The sequence below is a fragment of the Marinovum sp. PR37 genome (assembly GCF_028807375.1).
Classification (GTDB): Bacteria; Pseudomonadota; Alphaproteobacteria; order Rhodobacterales; family Rhodobacteraceae; genus Marinovum; species Marinovum algicola.
In genome coordinates this window covers 25,465-43,372 of the sequence record NZ_JARAML010000016.1, presented here as the reverse complement: position 1 = coordinate 43,372, position 17,908 = coordinate 25,465, and the positions used below count along the sequence as shown (strand labels likewise).

The window sequence follows — 17,908 nt, the reverse complement described above, 5'->3', positions numbered from 1 at the left end:
AACCGGTTGCAAAACGAAAATGGACAGAGGGAGGAAAAACGATGGCTGAGATCGGCATCGGCATTCTGGGGGGCGGTTACATGGGCAAGGCGCATGCGGTCGCCATGTCTTCTGTCGGGGCGATCTTCGACACCGCGCTCAAGCCGCGCCTGGAAATGGTCTGCGCCACCACCCCGCAAAGTGCGGAACGTTATCGTGCCGCCTATGGTTTCGCCCGCGGCACCGATGACTGGCGCGTGCTGGTCAATGACCCCGCGGTCGAGGCCGTGGTCATCGCCACCCCGCAGGAAACCCACCGCGAAATTGCCGAAGCGGCGTTCAAGCTGGGCAAGCCGGTGTTCTGCGAAAAGCCGCTGGGGGCCTCGCTCGACGAAAGCGCCGCAATGGTTGCCGCCGCCGAGGCCGCGGGCGTGGTCAACATGGTCGGGTTCAACTACATCCGTACCCCGGCCAGCCAATTCGCGCGGCAATTGATCGCCGATGGTGTGATCGGAGAGATCACCTGGTTTCGCGGGGAACATACCGAGGATTTCTATGCCGATCCCGAGGCCCCGGCCACCTGGCGCACGACCGGCATGGCCAATGGCACGATGGGCGATCTCGCGCCGCATATGATCAATGGCGCGCTGGCGCTGATCGGGCCGATCGCGCGCCTGATCGGCACGCATGAGACGGTCCACCGCGCTCGCCCCGGCGGCGAAGTGACCAACGATGACCATGCCCAGTTGATGTGCCGCTTCGAGAACGGCGCCATGGGGCAGATGTATTTCAGCCGGGTCTCCACCGGCCGCAAGATGGGCTATGCCTACGAGATTTCGGGCACCAAGGGCGCGATCCGCTTTGACCAGGAGGATCAGAATGCGCTCTGGCTCTATCGCATGGAGGGGCCGGAGGCGACGCGAGGGTTCACCAAGATCCTCATCGGCCCGGCGCATCCCGACTACCAGCCGTTCTGCCAGGGCCCTGGCCATGGCACTGGCTACCAGGATCAGATCATCATCGAGGCCAAGGATTTCCTGACCGCGATCCACGCCGGCAAGGCACTCTGGCCGACGTTCCGCGACGGGCATGAGGTCAACCGGGTGATCGCCGCCACGCTGGCCTCGGCCGATGCCGAGGCCTGGACAGACATCAACGATTACTGAGATTCAGAGGTCAGATCACATGACAATCAGAATTGGCAATGCGCCCTGCTCCTGGGGTGTCGAATTCGCCGGCGACCCGCGCAACCCGGCGTGGCGCGAGGTGCTGCGGCAGAACGCCGAGGCCGGCTACACGGGGATCGAGCTGGGGCCGGTGGGTTATATGCCGGAAGACCCGGCAATCCTCGGCGAGGCGCTGGCCGAACACGGGCTGGAGCTGATCGGCGGCGTGGTGTTCCGCCCCTATCACGACCCGGCCGCCTGGGACGACGTGCTCGACGCGACCCACCGCACCGCCCGCGCGCTCCAGGCGCATGGCGCGCGGCATATGGTGCTGATCGATTCGATCTCGTCGCGCCGGGCCCCCACCGCCGGCCGCGCCGGCGAGGCCGAACAGATGGACAAGGCCGAATGGCAGGCCTTTCGTGACCGGATCGCGGAAAGCGCCCGGATCGGCAGCGAGGAATACGGCCTGACGGTGGGCATCCACGCCCACGCCGCCGGCTTCATGGATTTCGAACCCGAGCTGGAGCGCCTGCTGGACGAGGTCGACGACAAGATCCTCAAGATCTGTTTCGACACCGGCCACCATTCCTATGCCGGTTTCGATCCGGTGGCCTTCATGAAGAAACACATCGGTCGCATTTCCTACATGCATTTCAAGGACATCGACCCCGAGGTCAAAGCCCGGGTGATCGAGAACCGCACCGGCTTCTATGAGGCCTGCGGCCAGGGCATCTTCTGCAATCTCGGCGAAGGCGACGTGGATTTTCCGGCGGTGCGGCAGGTGTTGCTTGACGCCGGCTTCGAAGGCTGGTGCACGGTCGAGCAGGATTGCGATCCGACGCTGGATCCCGATCCGCTGGGCGATGCCCGGGCGAACCGGGAATACCTCGAATCCATCGGCTTCAAGTAAAGGGCAAGGGACATGGCAAAACTCAGATGGGGCATGATCGGCGGCGGCGAAGGCAGCCAGATCGGCCCGGCACACCGGTTGGGCGCGCTGGCGGATGGCCGGTTCGAGTTCACCGCAGGGGCGCTGGATCATCGGCCCGAGGCAGGCCGCGCCTACGCGCAGAAACTGGGCCTCGCCGCCGACCGGTCTTATGGCGACTGGCAAGAGATGCTGGCGGGCGAGAAAGACCGCGACGACCGGATCGATCTGGTCACCGTCGCCACGCCGAACGCCACGCATTTCGAGATCACCAAGGCGTTTCTCGAGGCCGGCTTCAACGTGCTCTGCGAAAAACCGATGACCATGACGGTCGAGGAAGGCGAAGAGATCGTGCGCGTGGCGGAAAAGACCGGCCGTATCTGCGCGGTCAACTACTGCTATTCGGCCTATCCGATGGTGCGCCAGGCCCGCGCCATGGTGCGCGCCGGCGAGATCGGCAAGGTGCGGCTCGTGGTCACCAACTTCAGCCACGGCCACCATGGCGATGCCACCGACGCCGACAATCCGCGCGTGCGCTGGCGCTATGATCCCAAGATGGCCGGTGTCTCCGGGCAATTCGCCGATTGCGGCATTCACGCGCTGCATATGGCGAGCTTTGTCTGCGACGACGAGGTCGAAAGGCTCTCGGCCGATTTCGCCTCGACGATTGCCAGCCGCGAGCTGGAAGACGACGCCATGATCAATTTCCGCCTGTCGGGTGGCACCGTCGGGCGGCTCTGGACCTCTTCCGTGGCGATCGGGCGGCAGCACGGTTTCGACATCCAGATCTTTGGCGAAACCGGCGGGCTGCGCTGGATGTCGGAACAGCCGAACCAGCTGATCTACACGCCGGTCGGCGGCCGCACCCAGATCATCGAAAAGGGCGAAGCCGGGCTGCACGAAGACGCGCAGCGCCTCAGCCGGGTGTCAATTGCCCACCCCGAGGGCTTTCCTTTGGCGGTGGCCAACATCTATTGCGACCTGGCCGATGCGATTGCCGGTGAGGCCCGCGACGGGCTGCCCGGCGCCGAGGCCGGTGTCCGGTCAATGGCAGCGGTGCATCAGGCGGTGGACTCGGCCCGCGACAAAGGCGCCTGGGTCGATGCCCGCCCGCCGATGTTCAGATAGCGATCAGGGGGCGGGGCGCAAGGTGCCCCGCTCGACCACCGAGCAGGAAAAGACCCGCGCTTCCGGCGTCATTTCCCTGTTTTCCAACGTGGCAACCATCAGCTCGATCGACGAGGCGACAATCTCGCCGATCGGCTGGTGCAGCGTCGTCAGGTTGATGTTGTTCCAGCGCGCCATTTCCATGTCGTTCAGCCCGAGAATGCCGATATCGCCGGGACAGCTGTAACCCGAGTCCTGGATCGCCGACAGCGCCCCGATCGACAGCACGTCATCGCCGCAAAAATAGGCCTCGGCCGGGCGGCTCTCGAGCAGCCGGATCATCTCGCTGCGCCCGGCTTCGAAGGAATAGCTCCCGGCAAAGGAATGGCTGACCGTCACCTCGGAATGGCTGGCGAGTTCGGCCATGAAGCCCGTGTAGCGGTCCTGCGTCGTGGTCGCCGTCGTCGGGCCGCCGAGAAAGGCGATGTCGCGGTAGCCGCGAGCCAGCAGCGTTCGCGCCGCGAGCCGGCCGCTGGCCACGTTGTCGATGCCCACTACATGCACCTCTGGCGCGGTCGAAGCGCGGCCGAAAGCGTGTACCACCGGCATGCCGGCATCCTTGAACGCCTTGGAAAAATCCTGTGGCAAAGTGGAAGAGGCGACGACAACCCCGTCAACCGAATACTGCCGCAGCATCCGCACCGAATCCTCGGGCTCCTGTTCGTCGGTGAGGTTGAGCAGCAAGGGGCGCAATCCCCGGTCCTGAAGCCCGCGGGTGAAGAGATCGAAGACCTCGAGAAAGATCGGGTTGTGAAAGTTGTTCGACACCATCCCGACCATCTTGGTCCGCCCGGTTGTCAGGCTGGAGGCCAGCGCATTGGGGCTGTACCCCAGTTCGCGCGCCGCCTTCTCGACCTTGGCCCGGGTCTTGGCCGAGACCGAGGCGCCTTCGGTAAAGGTTCGCGACACTGCCGATCGCGACACTCCGGCACGCAGGGCCACCTCTCTCAATGTCACTGCCATGTTGCCGTGTCCGTTCTGTGGTCCGGACCATGTCCTTTCCGGTTTCCGCCGCGCCAGAGCCCAATATAAACCGCTTGCAAAAGCGTATACAACACAATCGCGGGGCCCGGGCGGCGCGTGCGCCCCGCGGATCAGAACAATTGGCCGGAGGCCTTGATCACCAGATAGGCCGAAACCACGAACAGCAGCGCCTGGATGACAAACATATAGACCGCCTCGGGCATCCACAGCGCCAGCCGCCGCCCCAGCACCGCCCCGACCGAGGTGACGGCGGCCATCGCCAGCAGCGTCGGCAGATGGATGTTGGCAAACAATCCGACGGCGGAATAGGCCGGCAGCTTGAACAGGTTGATCGCCGCAAACACCAGCGTGTTGGTCCCGGCGTATTGCATCTTGGGCAGCTTCTGCGGCAGCACAAAGGTCTGAAACGGCGGCGCCCCGGTGTGCGAGATGAAGCTGGTGACGCCGGTGAGTGCACCCCAGAACATCCCCTTGGCAGGCCGGAACGGCACCACCTCGGTCCGGCCGCGCAGCTTCTTGCCGACCGCATGGCCGCAATAGAACAGCCCGACCAGCCCGGTCGCCATCTCGGCCACGCTGCGGGAAATGTACGGCGCCAGAAAGGTCGCGAGGATCACCCCGACCAACCCTGCGGGGATCAGCAGCGCCACGTTCCTGGCCGAGAACTCGCGGCGATAGAGCCAGACCCCCACCACATCGCTGACCAGAAAGATCGGCAACAGCACGCCGGCGGCCATCAGCGGATCCATCCAGAGCGACAGGATCGGCACCGCCAGCGCCGCCGCCGAGGCCAGCCCGCCTTTCGATGCGCCGACGATCAGCGCGGCGAGCAGGAACAATCCAAGCGTTTCCATAATGGGGCGGTCCTTCGGCGCCGCAGGCGCAGACAAATGGGAGACGGAGTTTCCGAAAGGTCAGTCCGGCGGCGGCTCGGCGATCGAGGCCCGCTCGACCGCAGTACAGGCAAGCTGCCGGGTTTCCCAGCCCTCGGACCAGGTGTTGATGCGGTGGCTGAGGATATCGACCGTCTCCTGCACCATGGCCTCGAGCGGCTGACGGATGGTGGTCAGACGATAGGAGGCGGCGGCGGCCAGATCGACATCGTCGAACCCCATGACCGAGAGGTCGCGCGGCAGGGTCAGGCCGAATTCGTCACGCGCCACATCCATCAGCGCCATCGCCAGCAGGTCGTTGGCACAGAACACCGCGTCGGGGCGCTCGGCCCGGCTCAGAAGCTTGCGGGCGCTCTCGACCCCGGCGGTATAGGTGTATTCGCGGGCATGGGTCGTCGCGATCACCCCCTGCCCCGCCTCTTCGATCGCGGCGCGAAACCCCTTGCCCCGTTCGATCGTGGTCGAGGCCGTCGAAGGTCCGGCCATGAACCCGAACCGCCGATGCCCCGATTGCAGCAGCCGCGCCCCGGCGACCCGGCCGCCGGCGGCATTGTCGGCGCAGACCACATGAAGATTGGCGCGGCGCGGACGCCGGGCAAAGGCCACCAGCGGAATGCGGCGCTTGTGACATTGCTCGGTGATATGTGGCGAGATCGACCCCGCCGAGACCACCAGCCCGTCAACGCTGTATTGCAGCACCAGCCGCGCCATCTCTTCGAGATCCTGGCCGTCGGAGACGTTGAGCAGCAAGACCCGCAAGCCACGGGCCTGAAGTGCCCGGGTGAAATGATCGAGCACCGTAAGGTAGATCGGGTTCTTGAAGTTGGCGAGGATCACACCGACGAGGTTTGTCCGCTGGGTCATCAGGCTGCGGGCGAGCACATTGGGCTGGTAGCCGAGCTTGTCGGCCGCTTCCATCACCCTGACCCGCATCTTGGCCGAGACGCTGGCGCCCGGGGTGAAGACGCGCGAGACCGCCGACAGCGAAACGCCGGCCTCGCGCGCGACATCCATCGCGGTGATGCGGCTGGCATTCCGCTCAGAGGGAGTTTCGGTGCTTTCCTTCATGATCCGCGACAATATGATGTATTTTCCAAGCGGCGCAAACGGTTCCTCGGGTCAGTAAAGCCCGCGCACCGCATCCCAGAGCCCCGGCGTCGAAGCCAGCACCGGCCGTTTCGTTTCAGAGGCAAGCGACGGGGCGAAATCATTGGTGCGCCCCCCGGCCTCGCGCACCAGCAGCATGCCGGCCAGGTCGTCCCAGGGCGAAACCTTGGGCTCATAAGCCGCCAGCAGCCGCCCCGAGGCGACATAGGACAGCGCCAGGGCGCAGGCACCGACGCGAATGTACATGCCGCCGTCGGCCACCAGATTGCCGATGAAGGCCGCCGATTTGTGCGGCGCGCCATGTTCGTTCGCCCCGACCGCGATCAGCCCGGCGCCGATGCCCTTGGCATCGGCCACCCGGATCGGCGCGCCGTTGAGAAAGGCGCCGCCGCCGGCGGTGGCATGGAACAGCTCGTCGGTGACCGGCGCGTAGATCGCCGAGACCACTGGCCGGGCGTCGATGGTATAGGTCAGCACCACGCACCACTGCGGCACGCCCAACATGAAACATGTGGTGCCATCTATCGGATCGATCACCCAGGCGGTATTGCCGCTTGCCGGCTCATGGGCGGTTTCCTCGCCGACAATCGCATCTCCGGGGAAAAGGCGGCCCAGCCGGTCGCGGATCAGCGCCTCGACCTCGAGATCGACATTGGTCACCCAGTCCTGCCTGCCCTTGGTCTGCACCGACAGGCTGCCGCGGTCGCGAAACGCCGCCAGCGCCACCGCGCCGGCCTCGCGCACGATCTCGCAGGCGGCGCGGGAGCGCGCCTCAAAGCTCTGTGTCAGGGTTGTCGCGGTCATGCGCTGCCCTGCCTTTCGCCCATGGCGCCGGCCCGTTCCAGCACCGTGCGGAGATTGCCGCGCAGGGTGTCGAGATCGCCGGTGTTCTCGATCCGCACGTCGGCGGCGGTGATCAGTTCGGCGTTGTTCTGAAAGACGCCATCGCCGCCATTGGCGCGCGCATCGTCCTTGCGAAACCGCTCGAGCTCGGCCGGATCGCCGGCCCTGGCCCGGCCCTGCACCCGCTGAAAGCGGCTTTCGGTGTCCAGCACCAGCGCCAGCAGAACCAGCCGCAGCCCCTTGTCCCTCGCGACCCTGCGCAGGTGGTCCAGCTCGTCGAGGTTGCGCAACCCGTCGATCACCGCGCGGCGCTGCGCCATCAGATCGGTCTTCGCGATCAGCACCTCGGCATAATAGTGATTGCCGTGGCGCTCCTGCTGATTCTTGCCGTGGCTTTGCACCTGTTCGCGGGTGGGGGTGTCGATTGCCGCCTCGGCCTCTTGCCGCAAAAAGGCCGACAGCGAATAAGGCGCGAACCCCTCGTCGCGCAGCAGCCCGGTCGTGGTCGATTTCCCGGCCCCCGAATCGCCGCAAACCGCAATTATCAATCCGTCGCTCATTCACGCTCATCCTTGCATGGGCTTTCAATTTTGGCGCAGACTGCCCCTAAAAGAAAGCTATTTACTTGATGGGTTGAACCATATCGGATGAATTTCTTTTTGCAAGCCCTTGCAAAAATTCTGGACCAACCGTAACCTCGGATCACTTCAAGCCGGCACAGGCCGGGAACCTCGGGAGGAGAGACACATGCGACACAACTTGTCGGTATTGGCCTTGGTCGCGGCACAGGCCGCAGGGATTGCGGGCCCGGCGCTTGCAGCGCCCGCGGGCGAATTCGTGGTGGCCGTGCACCAGGAGCCGCAGGACCTCGCGGCCCAGGGCGCATACAAGGAAATCAATGCCCCGGGCCTGCGCAATGTGCTCGAAACCCTGATCGCCACCGATCCGGTGAGCGGCGAATACGTCCCGATCCTGGCCACCGCATGGGAGCGTGTGGACGAGAAAACCGTCCGCCTGACCCTGCGCGAGGGCGTGCAATTCCACGATGGCACCGAGATGACCGCCGAAGCGGCCGCCAGGGCCATCAGCTTCATCTGGAGCCCCGACAGCGCCTTCACCATTCAGGAGTACGCCGGCCCCGGCGTCATGAGCGCCAAGGCCATCGGCCCGCTCGAGATCGAGGTCACCTCGACCGAGCCCGATCCGATGCTGGAATTCCGCCTGACCCTGACCGGCATCTCTTCGGCCAAGCAGATCGAGGAAAGCCCGGCGTCGCACTTCAGCCATCCGATCGGCACCGGGCCCTATGTCTTTGACGAATGGGTGCGCGGCCAATACTGGACCGCCAGCGCCAACCCCGATTGGTGGGGCCTGAGCGCCGAAGACGCCTATGGCGAGACAACCCGGCAATTCGAGACCCTGCGCTTTGTCTTCCGGCCCGAGGGATCGGCCCGCAACGCCATGGTCCGCACCGGAGAGGCGCATCTGGCCACCAACCCCTCGCCCGAAGATTGCGACGCGGCCGAAGGCAATGACGGCTATTCCTGCGTCACCGGCCCCTCGGACGCCTATCTTTATGGCCGGCTCGACCAGTCGCTGCACGCCCATCCCGCGCTCGAGGACATGCGGGTGCGCAAGGCGATCTTTCACGCCCTCGATTACGAAGGCATCGCCGATCTGATCGGCCTCGCGTCGGTGCCGCAGGGCCAGCTCGGCACGCCCGACATGCTCGGCTTTGACGAGGATCTGTCGCAATACGACTACGACCCCGCGCTTTCCCGCCAGCTTCTGGAGGAAGCCCGCGCCGATGGTGTGGATGTCGACGGGCTGGTCGTCGAAGTGGTCGGCCGCAACACCACGCCGCGGGTCGGATCCGTGACCGAGGTGATCGGCTTCTTCCTCGAGCAGGTCGGCATCAACACCGAGATCAACGTGCAACTGCCCGATGTCTTCAACCCGCGGGTCCGCATCAAGGGCTATGCCGAAGAGGCGCCGCGCGCGATGATGCAGGTGCATGTGAAACAGAACGCCTCTGGCGAATTCGGCACCAACCTGCTGGGCAACTACGCCTGCCCCGACATCGACGATCCCTCGGGCGCCTCGCGGTCCTCGGTGCATTGCAACCCCGAATTCGATGCCAAGCTGGCCAAGGCGCTGACCCTTGCCGGCGACGACCGCGACGCGGCGCTGAAGGAGCTGGTGGGCTTTCTGCACGGGCAATACCCGATCATCCCGCTGGCCCTGCTCGACAAGGGCTATCTGATCCGGGACACATTCGACTATACCTTCGGGGTCGATCACCGGTTCCTGGCGGTGAACGTGACACCGGCGGAAGACTCCTGAACCGAGCTGCGCGGAGCGTTCCGGCGCTCCGCGTCCCCCTGACTTCAGCCGAGGTATAGCCTGATGCCCTACCTGCTCAGACGTTTCATGCAGTCGCTGCTGCTGCTGTTCGTCCTGATCTCCTTTGTCTTTGTCGTCGGCCGGATCATCGGTGATCCGGCGCTGATCATGTTGGGAACCAGCGCCTCCGAGACCGCGCTCGACCAACTGCGCGAGAACCTCGGTCTGAACCAGCCGATCTGGCAGCAATACCAGGTCTTCCTCGGAGATCTGGTGCAGGGCGATTTCGGCGTCAGCTTCCGCTACGGTTTTTCGATGATGCCGTCGGATGCGCTGCGCGCCGAGGGCACGCCGGTGCTGCCGATCGTGCTGAGCCGACTGCCGGCCACTTTCCTGCTGGCCGGCACCGCGCTGGTGCTGGCGTTTTCGCTGGCGGTGGTGCTGGGCTGTCTCGCGGCGATGTATCCGCGCTCCTGGATCGACAATCTGGTCAATGTGATCTCGCTGGCCTCGGTCTCGGTGGTGCAGTTCTGGCTCGGGCTGATCCTGATCATCGTGTTCAGCGTGCAGCTCGGCCTGTTGCCCACCGGCGGCTACGGCTCCTGGCAACATCTGATCCTGCCGGCGCTGACCCTGGCGGCGCGGCCGCTGGGGCGGATTTCCCAGGTGGTGCGCAGCGCCATGCTCGACGAGCTGTCGAAACCCTATATCGCCGCCGCCCGCGCCAAGGGCGTGCCGGAATGGCGCGTGGTCTTCGTGCATGCGCTCAAGAACGCCTCGATCCCGATCGTCACCATCACCGGTGACGAGCTGTCGCAACTCCTGACCGGGGCGATGCTGGTCGAGACGGTCTTTGCCTGGCCGGGCATCGGCCTTTTGCTGATCGACTCGCTCGGGCGGCGGGATCTGCCGATGGTGCAGGCCGGCATCTGCGTGGTCGCCGCCCTGGTGATCCTCGTGAACCTGGCGGTCGACTTCGCCTATACGGTGTTGAACCCGCGTATCGAAATGGACAACCGGGGAGGCCGGGCATGACCGCCGTCGACGCACAGACCCTGCCGCAAGACGAGGCGCATGACCGCGCGGCGGCAATCACCAGCCGGGCCTATTTCGGCGCCTTGATGCGCGACCGGGTGGCCTTTGTCTCGGCGATCTTTCTCGGGCTGTTGCTGATCGCCGCCCTCGGCGCCGATCTGCTGGCGCCCTACGAGCCGAACCAGGCCAACCTGCGGGCGCGTTTCGTGCCGCCCCTGGGCACCGCGCGCGACGGCGGCTTTCACCTGCTGGGCACCGACGAGCTGGGCCGCGACCTGTTCTCGCGGCTGATGCATGGCGCGCGGGTGTCGATGTCGATCGGCCTTCTGGGCGCGCTCTGTTCCGGCATTGTCGGCATCACGCTTGGGGTGCTGGCCGGTTTTTACCGCGGCCTGCTGGAAGACGTGCTGATGCGCGCGGTAGACGGCATGATGGCCCTGCCCTCGCTGCTGATCGCGCTGTTCATCCTGTTCGTGATCGGGCCGGGCTTTGGCAATCTGATCCTGATCTTTACCCTGCTGCACTGGATGGTCTTTGCCCGGATGGCGCGCTCGCTGACGCTCAACCACCAGCAGCACACCTATATCACCGCCGCCCGCGCCATCGGCGGCAGCGACCGGCGGATCATCCTGACGCATCTCCTGCCCAACATGATCTCACCGCTGATCGTGCTCTTCACCCTGGAAATCGCGGTGCTGATCCTGTCGGAGGCCTCGCTGTCCTTCCTCGGCTTCGGGGTGCAGGCGCCGCAATCCTCCTGGGGGCTGATGATCGCCCGCGGGCGGGAATACATCAGCTCGGCCTGGTGGCTGGTGGTGATGCCCGGCGCGGCGATCTTTCTCACCGCGCTGGCGCTGAACCTCGTTGCCGCCTGGGCGCGGGCGATCACCGACCCGGTGCAGCGCTGGCGCTGGCTGACGCCGCCGCGCCGCAATAGCCAGCCGATCGACGATGAAGACTGAGCCGGAGACCAAGATGCGAGCCATGCAACCCTATGAAACCCTGGATGCCGTCCCGGCCCCCCTGCTCGACATCCGCGACCTGCGGGTGAGCTTCGACACGCCGCACGGGCTGGTCAAGGCGGTCGGCGGCGTCAGCTGGTCGCTCTCTCCCGGCGAGACGCTGGGCATTATCGGCGAAAGCGGCTCGGGCAAGAGCGTCGGGCTCGAGGCGATCATGGGGCTGATCAAATCACCCCCCGGTCATGTTTCGGGGCAGGTGCTGTTTGACGGCCGCGACGTGCTGACCATGGCGGAGCGCGACCGCCGGCAGCTCCGGGGCGAGAAGATCGCAATGATCTTTCAGGATGCGATGAGCGCGCTGAACCCCAGCCTGACCGTCGGCACCCAGATTGCCGAGGTCTACCGCCTGCGCCGCAAATGCAGCCAAGCCGAGGCCGAACGCAAGGCCATCGAGCTGATGGACCGGGTCAAGATCCCCTCGGCCAAGACGCGGGTCGGCTGTTATCCGCACGAGTTTTCCGGCGGCATGTGCCAGCGGGTGATGATCGCCACCGCGCTGGCGCTGAACCCGCAGATCCTGATCGCGGACGAGCCGACGACGGCGCTCGACGTCACCGTGCAGCGCCAGATCATGACCCTGCTGGCCGAGTTGCAGCGCGAAGACGGCATGGCGCTGGTGCTGATCACCCATGATCTCGGGCTGGTGGCGGAAACCGTCGACCGGGCGATGGTGATGTATGCCGGGCGGATCGTCGAAAGCGGCCCGGTCGACGCGCTCTTCGAAACCCCGACCCATCCCTACACGCGCGGGCTGATCCGCTCGATGCCGCGCCTCGACGGGGCATCGGGCGCGCTGCACGCCATCGGCGGCACGCCGCCTGCCGCCGGGCGCATGCCCAGGGGCTGCGCCTTTCACCCCCGCTGCGAGCAGCGGGTCGACCGCTGCCTGACCGAGCGGCCGAACCTGCGGATGGTGGCCAAGGGCCAGGCCGCCGCCTGCCATCTGGCCGAGGAGACGCGCCATGACTGACACCCCCGTTTTCGAAGTCCGTGACATCCGCAAGGACTACGTTCTGGGCAAGCCGGGCCTCTTCGGCGGCAAGCTGCGGTCGCTGGCCGCGGTGCGCGACGTCAGCTTTACCCTGCGCCGCGGCGAAACGGTCGGGCTGGTCGGGGAATCCGGCTGCGGCAAGTCGAGCCTCGCCCGCACCGTGCTCCGTCTCAACGAGCCGACCGGCGGCGAGGTGCGTTATCACGGGCGCAACATTCTCGATCTGCCCAAGGCCGAGATGCAGAAGCTGCGCCGCCATATCCAGGTGGTGTTCCAGGATCCCTACAGCTCGCTCGATCCCCGGTTTACCGTGCGCCGCATCCTATCGGAACCCTGGCAGGTCTTTCCCGACATCGTGCCGCCCGCCCGGCGCGAGGCACGGGTGGCCGAGCTGCTGACGCTGGTCGGGCTGAACCCCTCCGACGCCGACCGCTATCCGCACCAGTTCTCCGGCGGTCAGCGCCAGAGGATCGGTATCGCCCGCGCGCTGGCGCTGGAGCCCGAGGTGATCGTCTGTGACGAGGCGGTCTCGGCGCTCGATGTCTCGGTACAGGCACAGGTGGTGAACCTGTTGAAGGATCTGCAAGACAAGCTTGGGCTGGCTTACCTCTTCATTGCGCATGACCTGTCGGTGGTGCGCCACATCTCGGACCGGGTGATCGTGATGTATCTGGGGCAGGTGGTCGAGGAAGGCCCGACCGACGCGGTGTTCCGCACACCCCGGCACCCCTATACCGTGGCCCTGCTATCGGCGGTGCCGGTGCCCGATCCGAAACAGAAAGACCGCGATGTCATCGTGCTCGAAGGCGAGGTGCCCAATCCGATCATGCCGCCCTCGGGCTGCCCGTTTCATCCGCGCTGCGCCCATGCGCGCGATCTCTGCCGGCAGACGCCGCCGCCGGTGCGCGAGGTGGGCGACGCCAAGGTCCGCTGTCACTTTGCCGGCGAGCTCGAGCCCGCCGCCGATCTGCGGCATCTGGCCGGCCCGTCCGAGCCCGGCGACCGGGCCTGAGCCGGTCAGGCCACAAATAGCTCGGGGGCGCGAAACACGCGCCCCCTTTGACTTTCAGGAGAGACCGCCGGTCAGGAAGGCGCGCGCGCCAAGGCCCGGTACATGTCTTCGAAAATCGCATCGCGGTTGAGATCATAGGCCTCGAGCATCAGGTGCCGCCCCTCGGGATGTTGCCAGTAAAGCCCGTCATCGAGCAGCGGCGACCGGGTCATATGGGTCGACACATAGCTTTCGTCGAACAGCCAGGCGACGTTGATCACGTCCCAGATCACCCAGGTCTTGGTTTCCCGCTCGGTGATAGCGAACATCTCGTGCAGCGGGTTGTGGGTATAGAGATGGTGCAGATAGGCGCCGATCGCCCCCTTGTCCTTCACGAAGCTTTCCATTTCCGGCAGCGACAGCTTGAGCTGCGCGCCGACGTGATAGCCCGGAAGATAGACATGCGGCACACCGCAATCGAACAGCAGTTGCGAAGCCAGCGGGTCCTGCACCAGATTCAGCGACGGCACGTTGCAGAATGGCGCGTAAGACGGAAAGCCCGAGGTCCAGACCACGACGATCCTTTCGATGATGTCGGGCGCCATCAGCAGGGCCGAGGCGATATTGGTCAGCGCCCCCATGGCCAGGATGTACAGCGGCCGCTCGTCCTCGGCCCTTGCGCGTTCGATGATGAAGCGCGCCGCCGGGGTGTCGACCGGCTGTTCCAGGGTTTCGAGGTAACCCGGCGTGCCGCGAAACACCTTGCCCTCCGCGGGCACGCCGCATTTGTCGAACACCCGCAGGATCTCTTCATAGGACAGTTCCGCGCCCTCGTCGGGCCCGACGAATTTGACATCCTCGGCCCGCTTGCCCTGATCCACCAGCCGCTGCGCCCAGCCGCCAAGACCGCCCATGAAGCGCCCCTTTTCGCCGGAGTCCCGCGCCGCTTCGAGCGCCGCGACCGAGGCGATCAGCTCGTCGCGGTGATGGGCAAAGCTGAAGGGCACCGCGGTGACGCCTTCGAGCTCGAGCCGCTCGGGCGAGAGCAGTGCCCAGGCGACGGCATATTGATCGTCGATCTCGTTGGCGGTGTCGGTGTCGATGATGACACGCGGTTTCGCGCCCGGGCGGCCGAGCCGCGCCTCGACGAAGGCATCGTCGAGCTTCGGAAACCGGTTGAGGATGGATTGCGGGGTGGTCATGGAATGGTCTCCTTAGTTTCCAAAGCCCTTGCCGAAGGCCTCTTCCTTGATGAAGCGCTCGGAAATGATCAGCAGGATGATGCCCGGCAGGGTGACAATCAGGGTGATCCCCGCCGCCGAGGCGTCGAGCGTGCCGCCGGCGATCTTGGAGAACAGCAGCGTCGGCAGCGTCACGATCTGGCCCTGACCGAGAAAGAAGGTCAGCAGAAAGATGTTGGTCGAGACGAGGAAGGTGAAGAGCGCGCCTGCCACCACGCCGGGCAGCAGCATCGGCAGGGTCACCAGCCGCAGCACCTGCCAGCGGCTGGCCCCGAGGATCATCGCCTGTTCCTCGAAATCGCGGCCCAGCCCCTGATAGACTGCGGTCAGCATCCGCACCATGTAGGGAATGGTCGGAATGAGATGGGCGATGATGATGCCCACGTAACTCCCCGCCAGCCCGAGCCGTATGAACATCATCAGAAGCGCGATGCCGATGGCGGCTTCGGGCACGATCAGCGGCAGCGACAGAAAGAATTCGAAGGCGCTCTTGCCGCGGAACTTCTCGCGCGCCAGCACCCGCGCCGCCGGCAGGCAGATCGCCAGGCAGATCACGGTGACGATCGAGCCGATCAGCACGGTGTTGACCGTCGCCTCCCAGACCCGGCTGTAGGGCGAGAGCACGTAATCCCAGGCCAGCGGCACCATCGCCCGGTCGCGCTGTTCCAGCCACCAGGTGCCGGGCAACAGGTCGGGCCAGGCCCAGCGGAAGGCAAAGCTCTGGATGATGAGCGGAATGAACGGCCCGAGGATGAACCCCGCGATGATCAGCAGGTAGAATTTCTGGAACGGCGACAGCCGGCTCGACAATGCGATGTTGAATTTCCTGGCCATGTCAGTTGCGTCCCATGCGGCGTTCGTAGCGGCGGTAGGCGGCGAGATAGCCAAACAGGATCACCCCGGCGACCAGCCCGATCGACACCACCGTCGCCATGCCCTGAAGTTGCAGCGTGTAGTCCGCGTCGTTGAAATAGCGCCAGGCCACCACCGGCAGCGTATCGGGAAAGCCGCCGCCGAGGATGAAGGGCGCTTCGAAGGCGCCGACGTTGAAGGCAAAGCAGATCAGCGTCGACGACACCACGCCCGGCAGAATCTGCGGCAGGGTCACCCGAAAGAAGATCGTGCGGCGGTTGGCCCCGAGGATCGCCGCCGCCTCCTCGGTCTCGCGGCCGATGCCGAGCAGCACGGCATAGACCGCCAGGGTGATGAAAGGCGTCTGCTTCCAGACATATACCGCGATGATGCCCCAGCCGTAGTGGGTCTTGAGAATCTGCGGGAATTGCGCCGGGTCGTCGATCATGCCGAAGAACGCCGCCAGTCGCGACAGCATCCCGCCGTTCGACAGCATCAGCACCGCCAGCGCGATGCCCACCGTATAGGGGATCATCAGCGGCAGCTTGTAGAGATACTTGTAGAAGGTCTTGCTGGGAAAGGTCTTGACCAGCGCCAATGCCAGCAGGATGCCGAGGATCAGCGCGATCACGGTGGAGACGGTGGCATAATAAAGCGTCAGCCCGAGCGAGACCCAAAAGGTCGACGAGCCCCAGAGCGCACCGAAATAGCTGAAATCCGGGAAGGTGTTGACCCCGAACCAGGGCGCGAAACCCAGCGATTGCAGGATCGCCAGAACCAGCGCGCCGCCGAACAGCAGCACTAGGATGGCCATGATCGGCACGAGCTGGACCATCTGCCAGAACCGGGTGCGGCGTTCGCGCGCCGTCATCCGTTCTTGGGCGCCGGATCTGGACGCAATCGACGATGATACGGACATCCGTGCCTCCGATTGGGATAGGATTAAGGTGCGGCCACCCTGGGGAGCGGTGGGCGGCCGCCCTGCCGGTTACTTCGACAGGTTGTCGTAGGCGCGCGCGACGATCGCCTCGATCGGGTCGGTGCTGTCACGCTCGATGTATTCGAGCCAGGTGGCCTCGATCACGTCGACCAGCGTCGCATTGGTGTCGGGCGCGGCATTGGCGTCCAGCTCGGCCTGGGTCACCCCGACCAGCCCCGGGCTGGCCTCGACGATGGATTGCGCCTCGGCCTTTTCCAGCGTCCAGCCGTCAATGCCGGCCGGCATGCCGGTCTGTTGCAGCTTGGAGGCCTGCGCCTCGACCGAGGTCATCCAATCGGCCAGAACAAGCGCGGCACCCGGGTTCGGCGCATTGGCCGGGATTGCCAGATAGTTCTTGTTCTTGATCATGTTGCCTTCGGGAAAGACGAACTGCGTCGCGGCTTCGGGATAAGAGCCGGTGGCGAGGCCCGTGGCCACGGCATAAAGACCGAACTTGCAATTGAAATCGACTTCGCCGTTCAGGAACAGGCCGTCGAGCGCGGCATTGTCTTCCGGGTAACGCGGCGTGCCGCCGGCGGCGTCGAGCAGCAGCGGCTCGAGGTCGCGCAGATAGTCCAGCCCCGGCGCGATCAGCCGCGCCAGTTCTTCGGCCGGGATCTCGTCGACCGAGCGCTGGAACGGCTCGGCGCCGTCGCCATCGGGGTTATGCGCATAGATCGCCTCCTGCACGAAGGTGTTGCCGATGTAATGCGGCGGCTTGATATAGGTGAACTTGCCGGTGTTCGCCTCGAGATAGCCGCGCAGCTCGGCAAAGGTCGACGGCACATCCTCGGCCGCAACCCGATCCGCGTTGTAGGCGCAGACATATTGTTCGCCCGACCAGGGCACTTCGGCGCCGCCGGTCTCGACCCCGAAGTCGCGCAGGTTGAGCAGCGCGCGCGGGTCGTCGGGGTTCCATTCGAGGTTTTCCGCATTCGGCAACAGCCGCGCGAAACTGCCGAAAAGCGCGTCCTGCCGCTTCAGCGTGGCAAAGTTCTCGCCGTTGAGCCAGATCATGTCGACGCTGCCCTGGCCCACGCCCTTGCCCGAGTTCTTCTCGGCCAGCACCAGATCGACGGCATCCTTGGTGCCGGTGATGCGCACCGGGTTGAGCGTGACGTCGCGCGCGGCCAGGGCCGGTGTGACGACCCTGTCCATCCAGACGTTCAGCAGATCCGAGCCGCCCCAGTAATAGAGATTGACGGTGCCTTCCTCGGCCGCCCGTGCCTCGACCGCAGACCAGTCGATCTCGCCGGCGAGAAATCCGTCGCGGAACTGCGCCGCCTCGGCGTCCTGGGCCTGAGCGGCCCCCGCCGCAAAGAGCGCGAGCAGGCTCGCGACTGTTGCTGAATGTTTCATGATCTTCCTCCCTGAGTTATCCAAG

Annotated in this window: 17 protein-coding genes; 8 read left to right on the top strand and 9 right to left on the bottom strand. The window is 65.4% G+C overall.

Going from position 1 to position 17,908, the window contains the following annotated elements; all coding sequences use genetic code 11:
* The first annotated feature begins 41 nt into the window (after positions 1-41).
* From PVW49_RS14140 to PVW49_RS14130, 3 genes are read left to right on the top strand one after another with little or no spacing between them, the layout of a single operon-like run.
* Positions 42-1,145 carry a Gfo/Idh/MocA family protein gene (locus PVW49_RS14140; RefSeq protein ID WP_274590845.1) on the top strand — a complete coding sequence of 368 codons (1,104 nt, stop codon included), beginning with the start codon at positions 42-44 and terminating at the stop codon, positions 1,143-1,145.
* A 19-nt stretch (positions 1,146-1,164) separates the two neighbouring features.
* Positions 1,165-2,058, top strand: coding sequence for a TIM barrel protein (locus PVW49_RS14135; RefSeq protein ID WP_274590844.1), 894 nt, complete (start codon positions 1,165-1,167; stop codon positions 2,056-2,058).
* Positions 2,059-2,070: 12 nt separating this feature from the next.
* A complete protein-coding gene (locus PVW49_RS14130; RefSeq protein ID WP_274590843.1) occupies positions 2,071-3,204 on the top strand; it encodes a Gfo/Idh/MocA family protein in 1,134 nt (377 codons plus the stop codon).
* Positions 3,205-3,207: 3 nt separating this feature from the next.
* Here the strand turns inward: PVW49_RS14130 and PVW49_RS14125 are convergent, their stop codons facing one another.
* The 5 genes from PVW49_RS14125 to PVW49_RS14105 form a co-directional block, all read right to left on the bottom strand.
* On the bottom strand, positions 3,208-4,206 hold the full coding sequence (locus PVW49_RS14125; RefSeq protein ID WP_274590842.1) for a LacI family DNA-binding transcriptional regulator: 999 nt from the start codon (positions 4,204-4,206) through the stop codon (positions 3,208-3,210).
* A 131-nt stretch (positions 4,207-4,337) separates the two neighbouring features.
* Positions 4,338-5,081 (bottom strand): sulfite exporter TauE/SafE family protein, encoded by a 744-nt coding sequence (locus PVW49_RS14120; protein ID WP_274590841.1) that lies wholly within the window; start codon positions 5,079-5,081, stop codon positions 4,338-4,340.
* A 60-nt stretch (positions 5,082-5,141) separates the two neighbouring features.
* A complete protein-coding gene (locus PVW49_RS14115; protein WP_048535803.1) occupies positions 5,142-6,200 on the bottom strand; it encodes a LacI family DNA-binding transcriptional regulator in 1,059 nt (352 codons plus the stop codon).
* 39 nt (positions 6,201-6,239) lie between these two features.
* Positions 6,240-7,031 (bottom strand): inositol monophosphatase family protein, encoded by a 792-nt coding sequence (locus tag PVW49_RS14110; RefSeq protein ID WP_274590840.1) that lies wholly within the window; start codon positions 7,029-7,031, stop codon positions 6,240-6,242.
* Positions 7,028-7,630, bottom strand: coding sequence for an AAA family ATPase (locus PVW49_RS14105; RefSeq protein WP_274590839.1), 603 nt, complete (start codon positions 7,628-7,630; stop codon positions 7,028-7,030). The genes PVW49_RS14110 and PVW49_RS14105 overlap by 4 nt, the downstream gene beginning before the upstream one ends.
* 187 nt (positions 7,631-7,817) lie before the next feature.
* Between PVW49_RS14105 and PVW49_RS14100 the strand changes: the two genes are divergently transcribed.
* From PVW49_RS14100 to PVW49_RS14080, 5 genes are all read left to right on the top strand, one after another.
* On the top strand, positions 7,818-9,413 hold the full coding sequence (locus tag PVW49_RS14100) for an ABC transporter substrate-binding protein (RefSeq protein WP_074837790.1): 1,596 nt from the start codon (positions 7,818-7,820) through the stop codon (positions 9,411-9,413).
* Between the two features lie 63 nt (positions 9,414-9,476).
* Positions 9,477-10,448: an ABC transporter permease gene (locus tag PVW49_RS14095; protein ID WP_274590838.1), complete on the top strand. Its 972-nt coding sequence runs from the start codon at positions 9,477-9,479 to the stop codon at positions 10,446-10,448.
* Positions 10,445-11,410, top strand: coding sequence for an ABC transporter permease (locus PVW49_RS14090; RefSeq protein ID WP_274590837.1), 966 nt, complete (start codon positions 10,445-10,447; stop codon positions 11,408-11,410). The genes PVW49_RS14095 and PVW49_RS14090 overlap by 4 nt, the downstream gene beginning before the upstream one ends.
* Positions 11,411-11,423: 13 nt before the next feature.
* Positions 11,424-12,440 carry an ABC transporter ATP-binding protein gene (locus PVW49_RS14085; protein ID WP_048535793.1) on the top strand — a complete coding sequence of 339 codons (1,017 nt, stop codon included), beginning with the start codon at positions 11,424-11,426 and terminating at the stop codon, positions 12,438-12,440.
* Positions 12,433-13,473 carry an ABC transporter ATP-binding protein gene (locus PVW49_RS14080; RefSeq protein WP_048535792.1) on the top strand — a complete coding sequence of 347 codons (1,041 nt, stop codon included), beginning with the start codon at positions 12,433-12,435 and terminating at the stop codon, positions 13,471-13,473. Before PVW49_RS14085 ends, PVW49_RS14080 begins: the two co-directional genes overlap by 8 nt.
* A 71-nt stretch (positions 13,474-13,544) precedes the next feature.
* Here PVW49_RS14080 and PVW49_RS14075 read toward each other — a convergent pair whose 3' ends face one another.
* The 4 genes from PVW49_RS14075 to PVW49_RS14060 form a co-directional block, all read right to left on the bottom strand.
* A complete protein-coding gene (locus PVW49_RS14075) occupies positions 13,545-14,654 on the bottom strand; it encodes a nucleoside hydrolase (protein WP_274590836.1) in 1,110 nt (369 codons plus the stop codon).
* Between the two features lie 12 nt (positions 14,655-14,666).
* On the bottom strand, positions 14,667-15,527 hold the full coding sequence (locus PVW49_RS14070; protein ID WP_048535788.1) for an ABC transporter permease: 861 nt from the start codon (positions 15,525-15,527) through the stop codon (positions 14,667-14,669).
* A gap of 1 nt (position 15,528) precedes the next feature.
* Positions 15,529-16,464, bottom strand: a complete 936-nt coding sequence (locus tag PVW49_RS14065) for an ABC transporter permease (protein ID WP_274590835.1) — start codon at positions 16,462-16,464, stop codon at positions 15,529-15,531.
* A gap of 69 nt (positions 16,465-16,533) precedes the next feature.
* The gene (locus PVW49_RS14060; protein WP_274590834.1) at positions 16,534-17,883 is read right to left on the bottom strand and encodes an ABC transporter substrate-binding protein; all 1,350 of its coding nucleotides are present in this window, start codon (positions 17,881-17,883) and stop codon (positions 16,534-16,536) included.
* Positions 17,884-17,908: the final 25 nt, after the last annotated feature.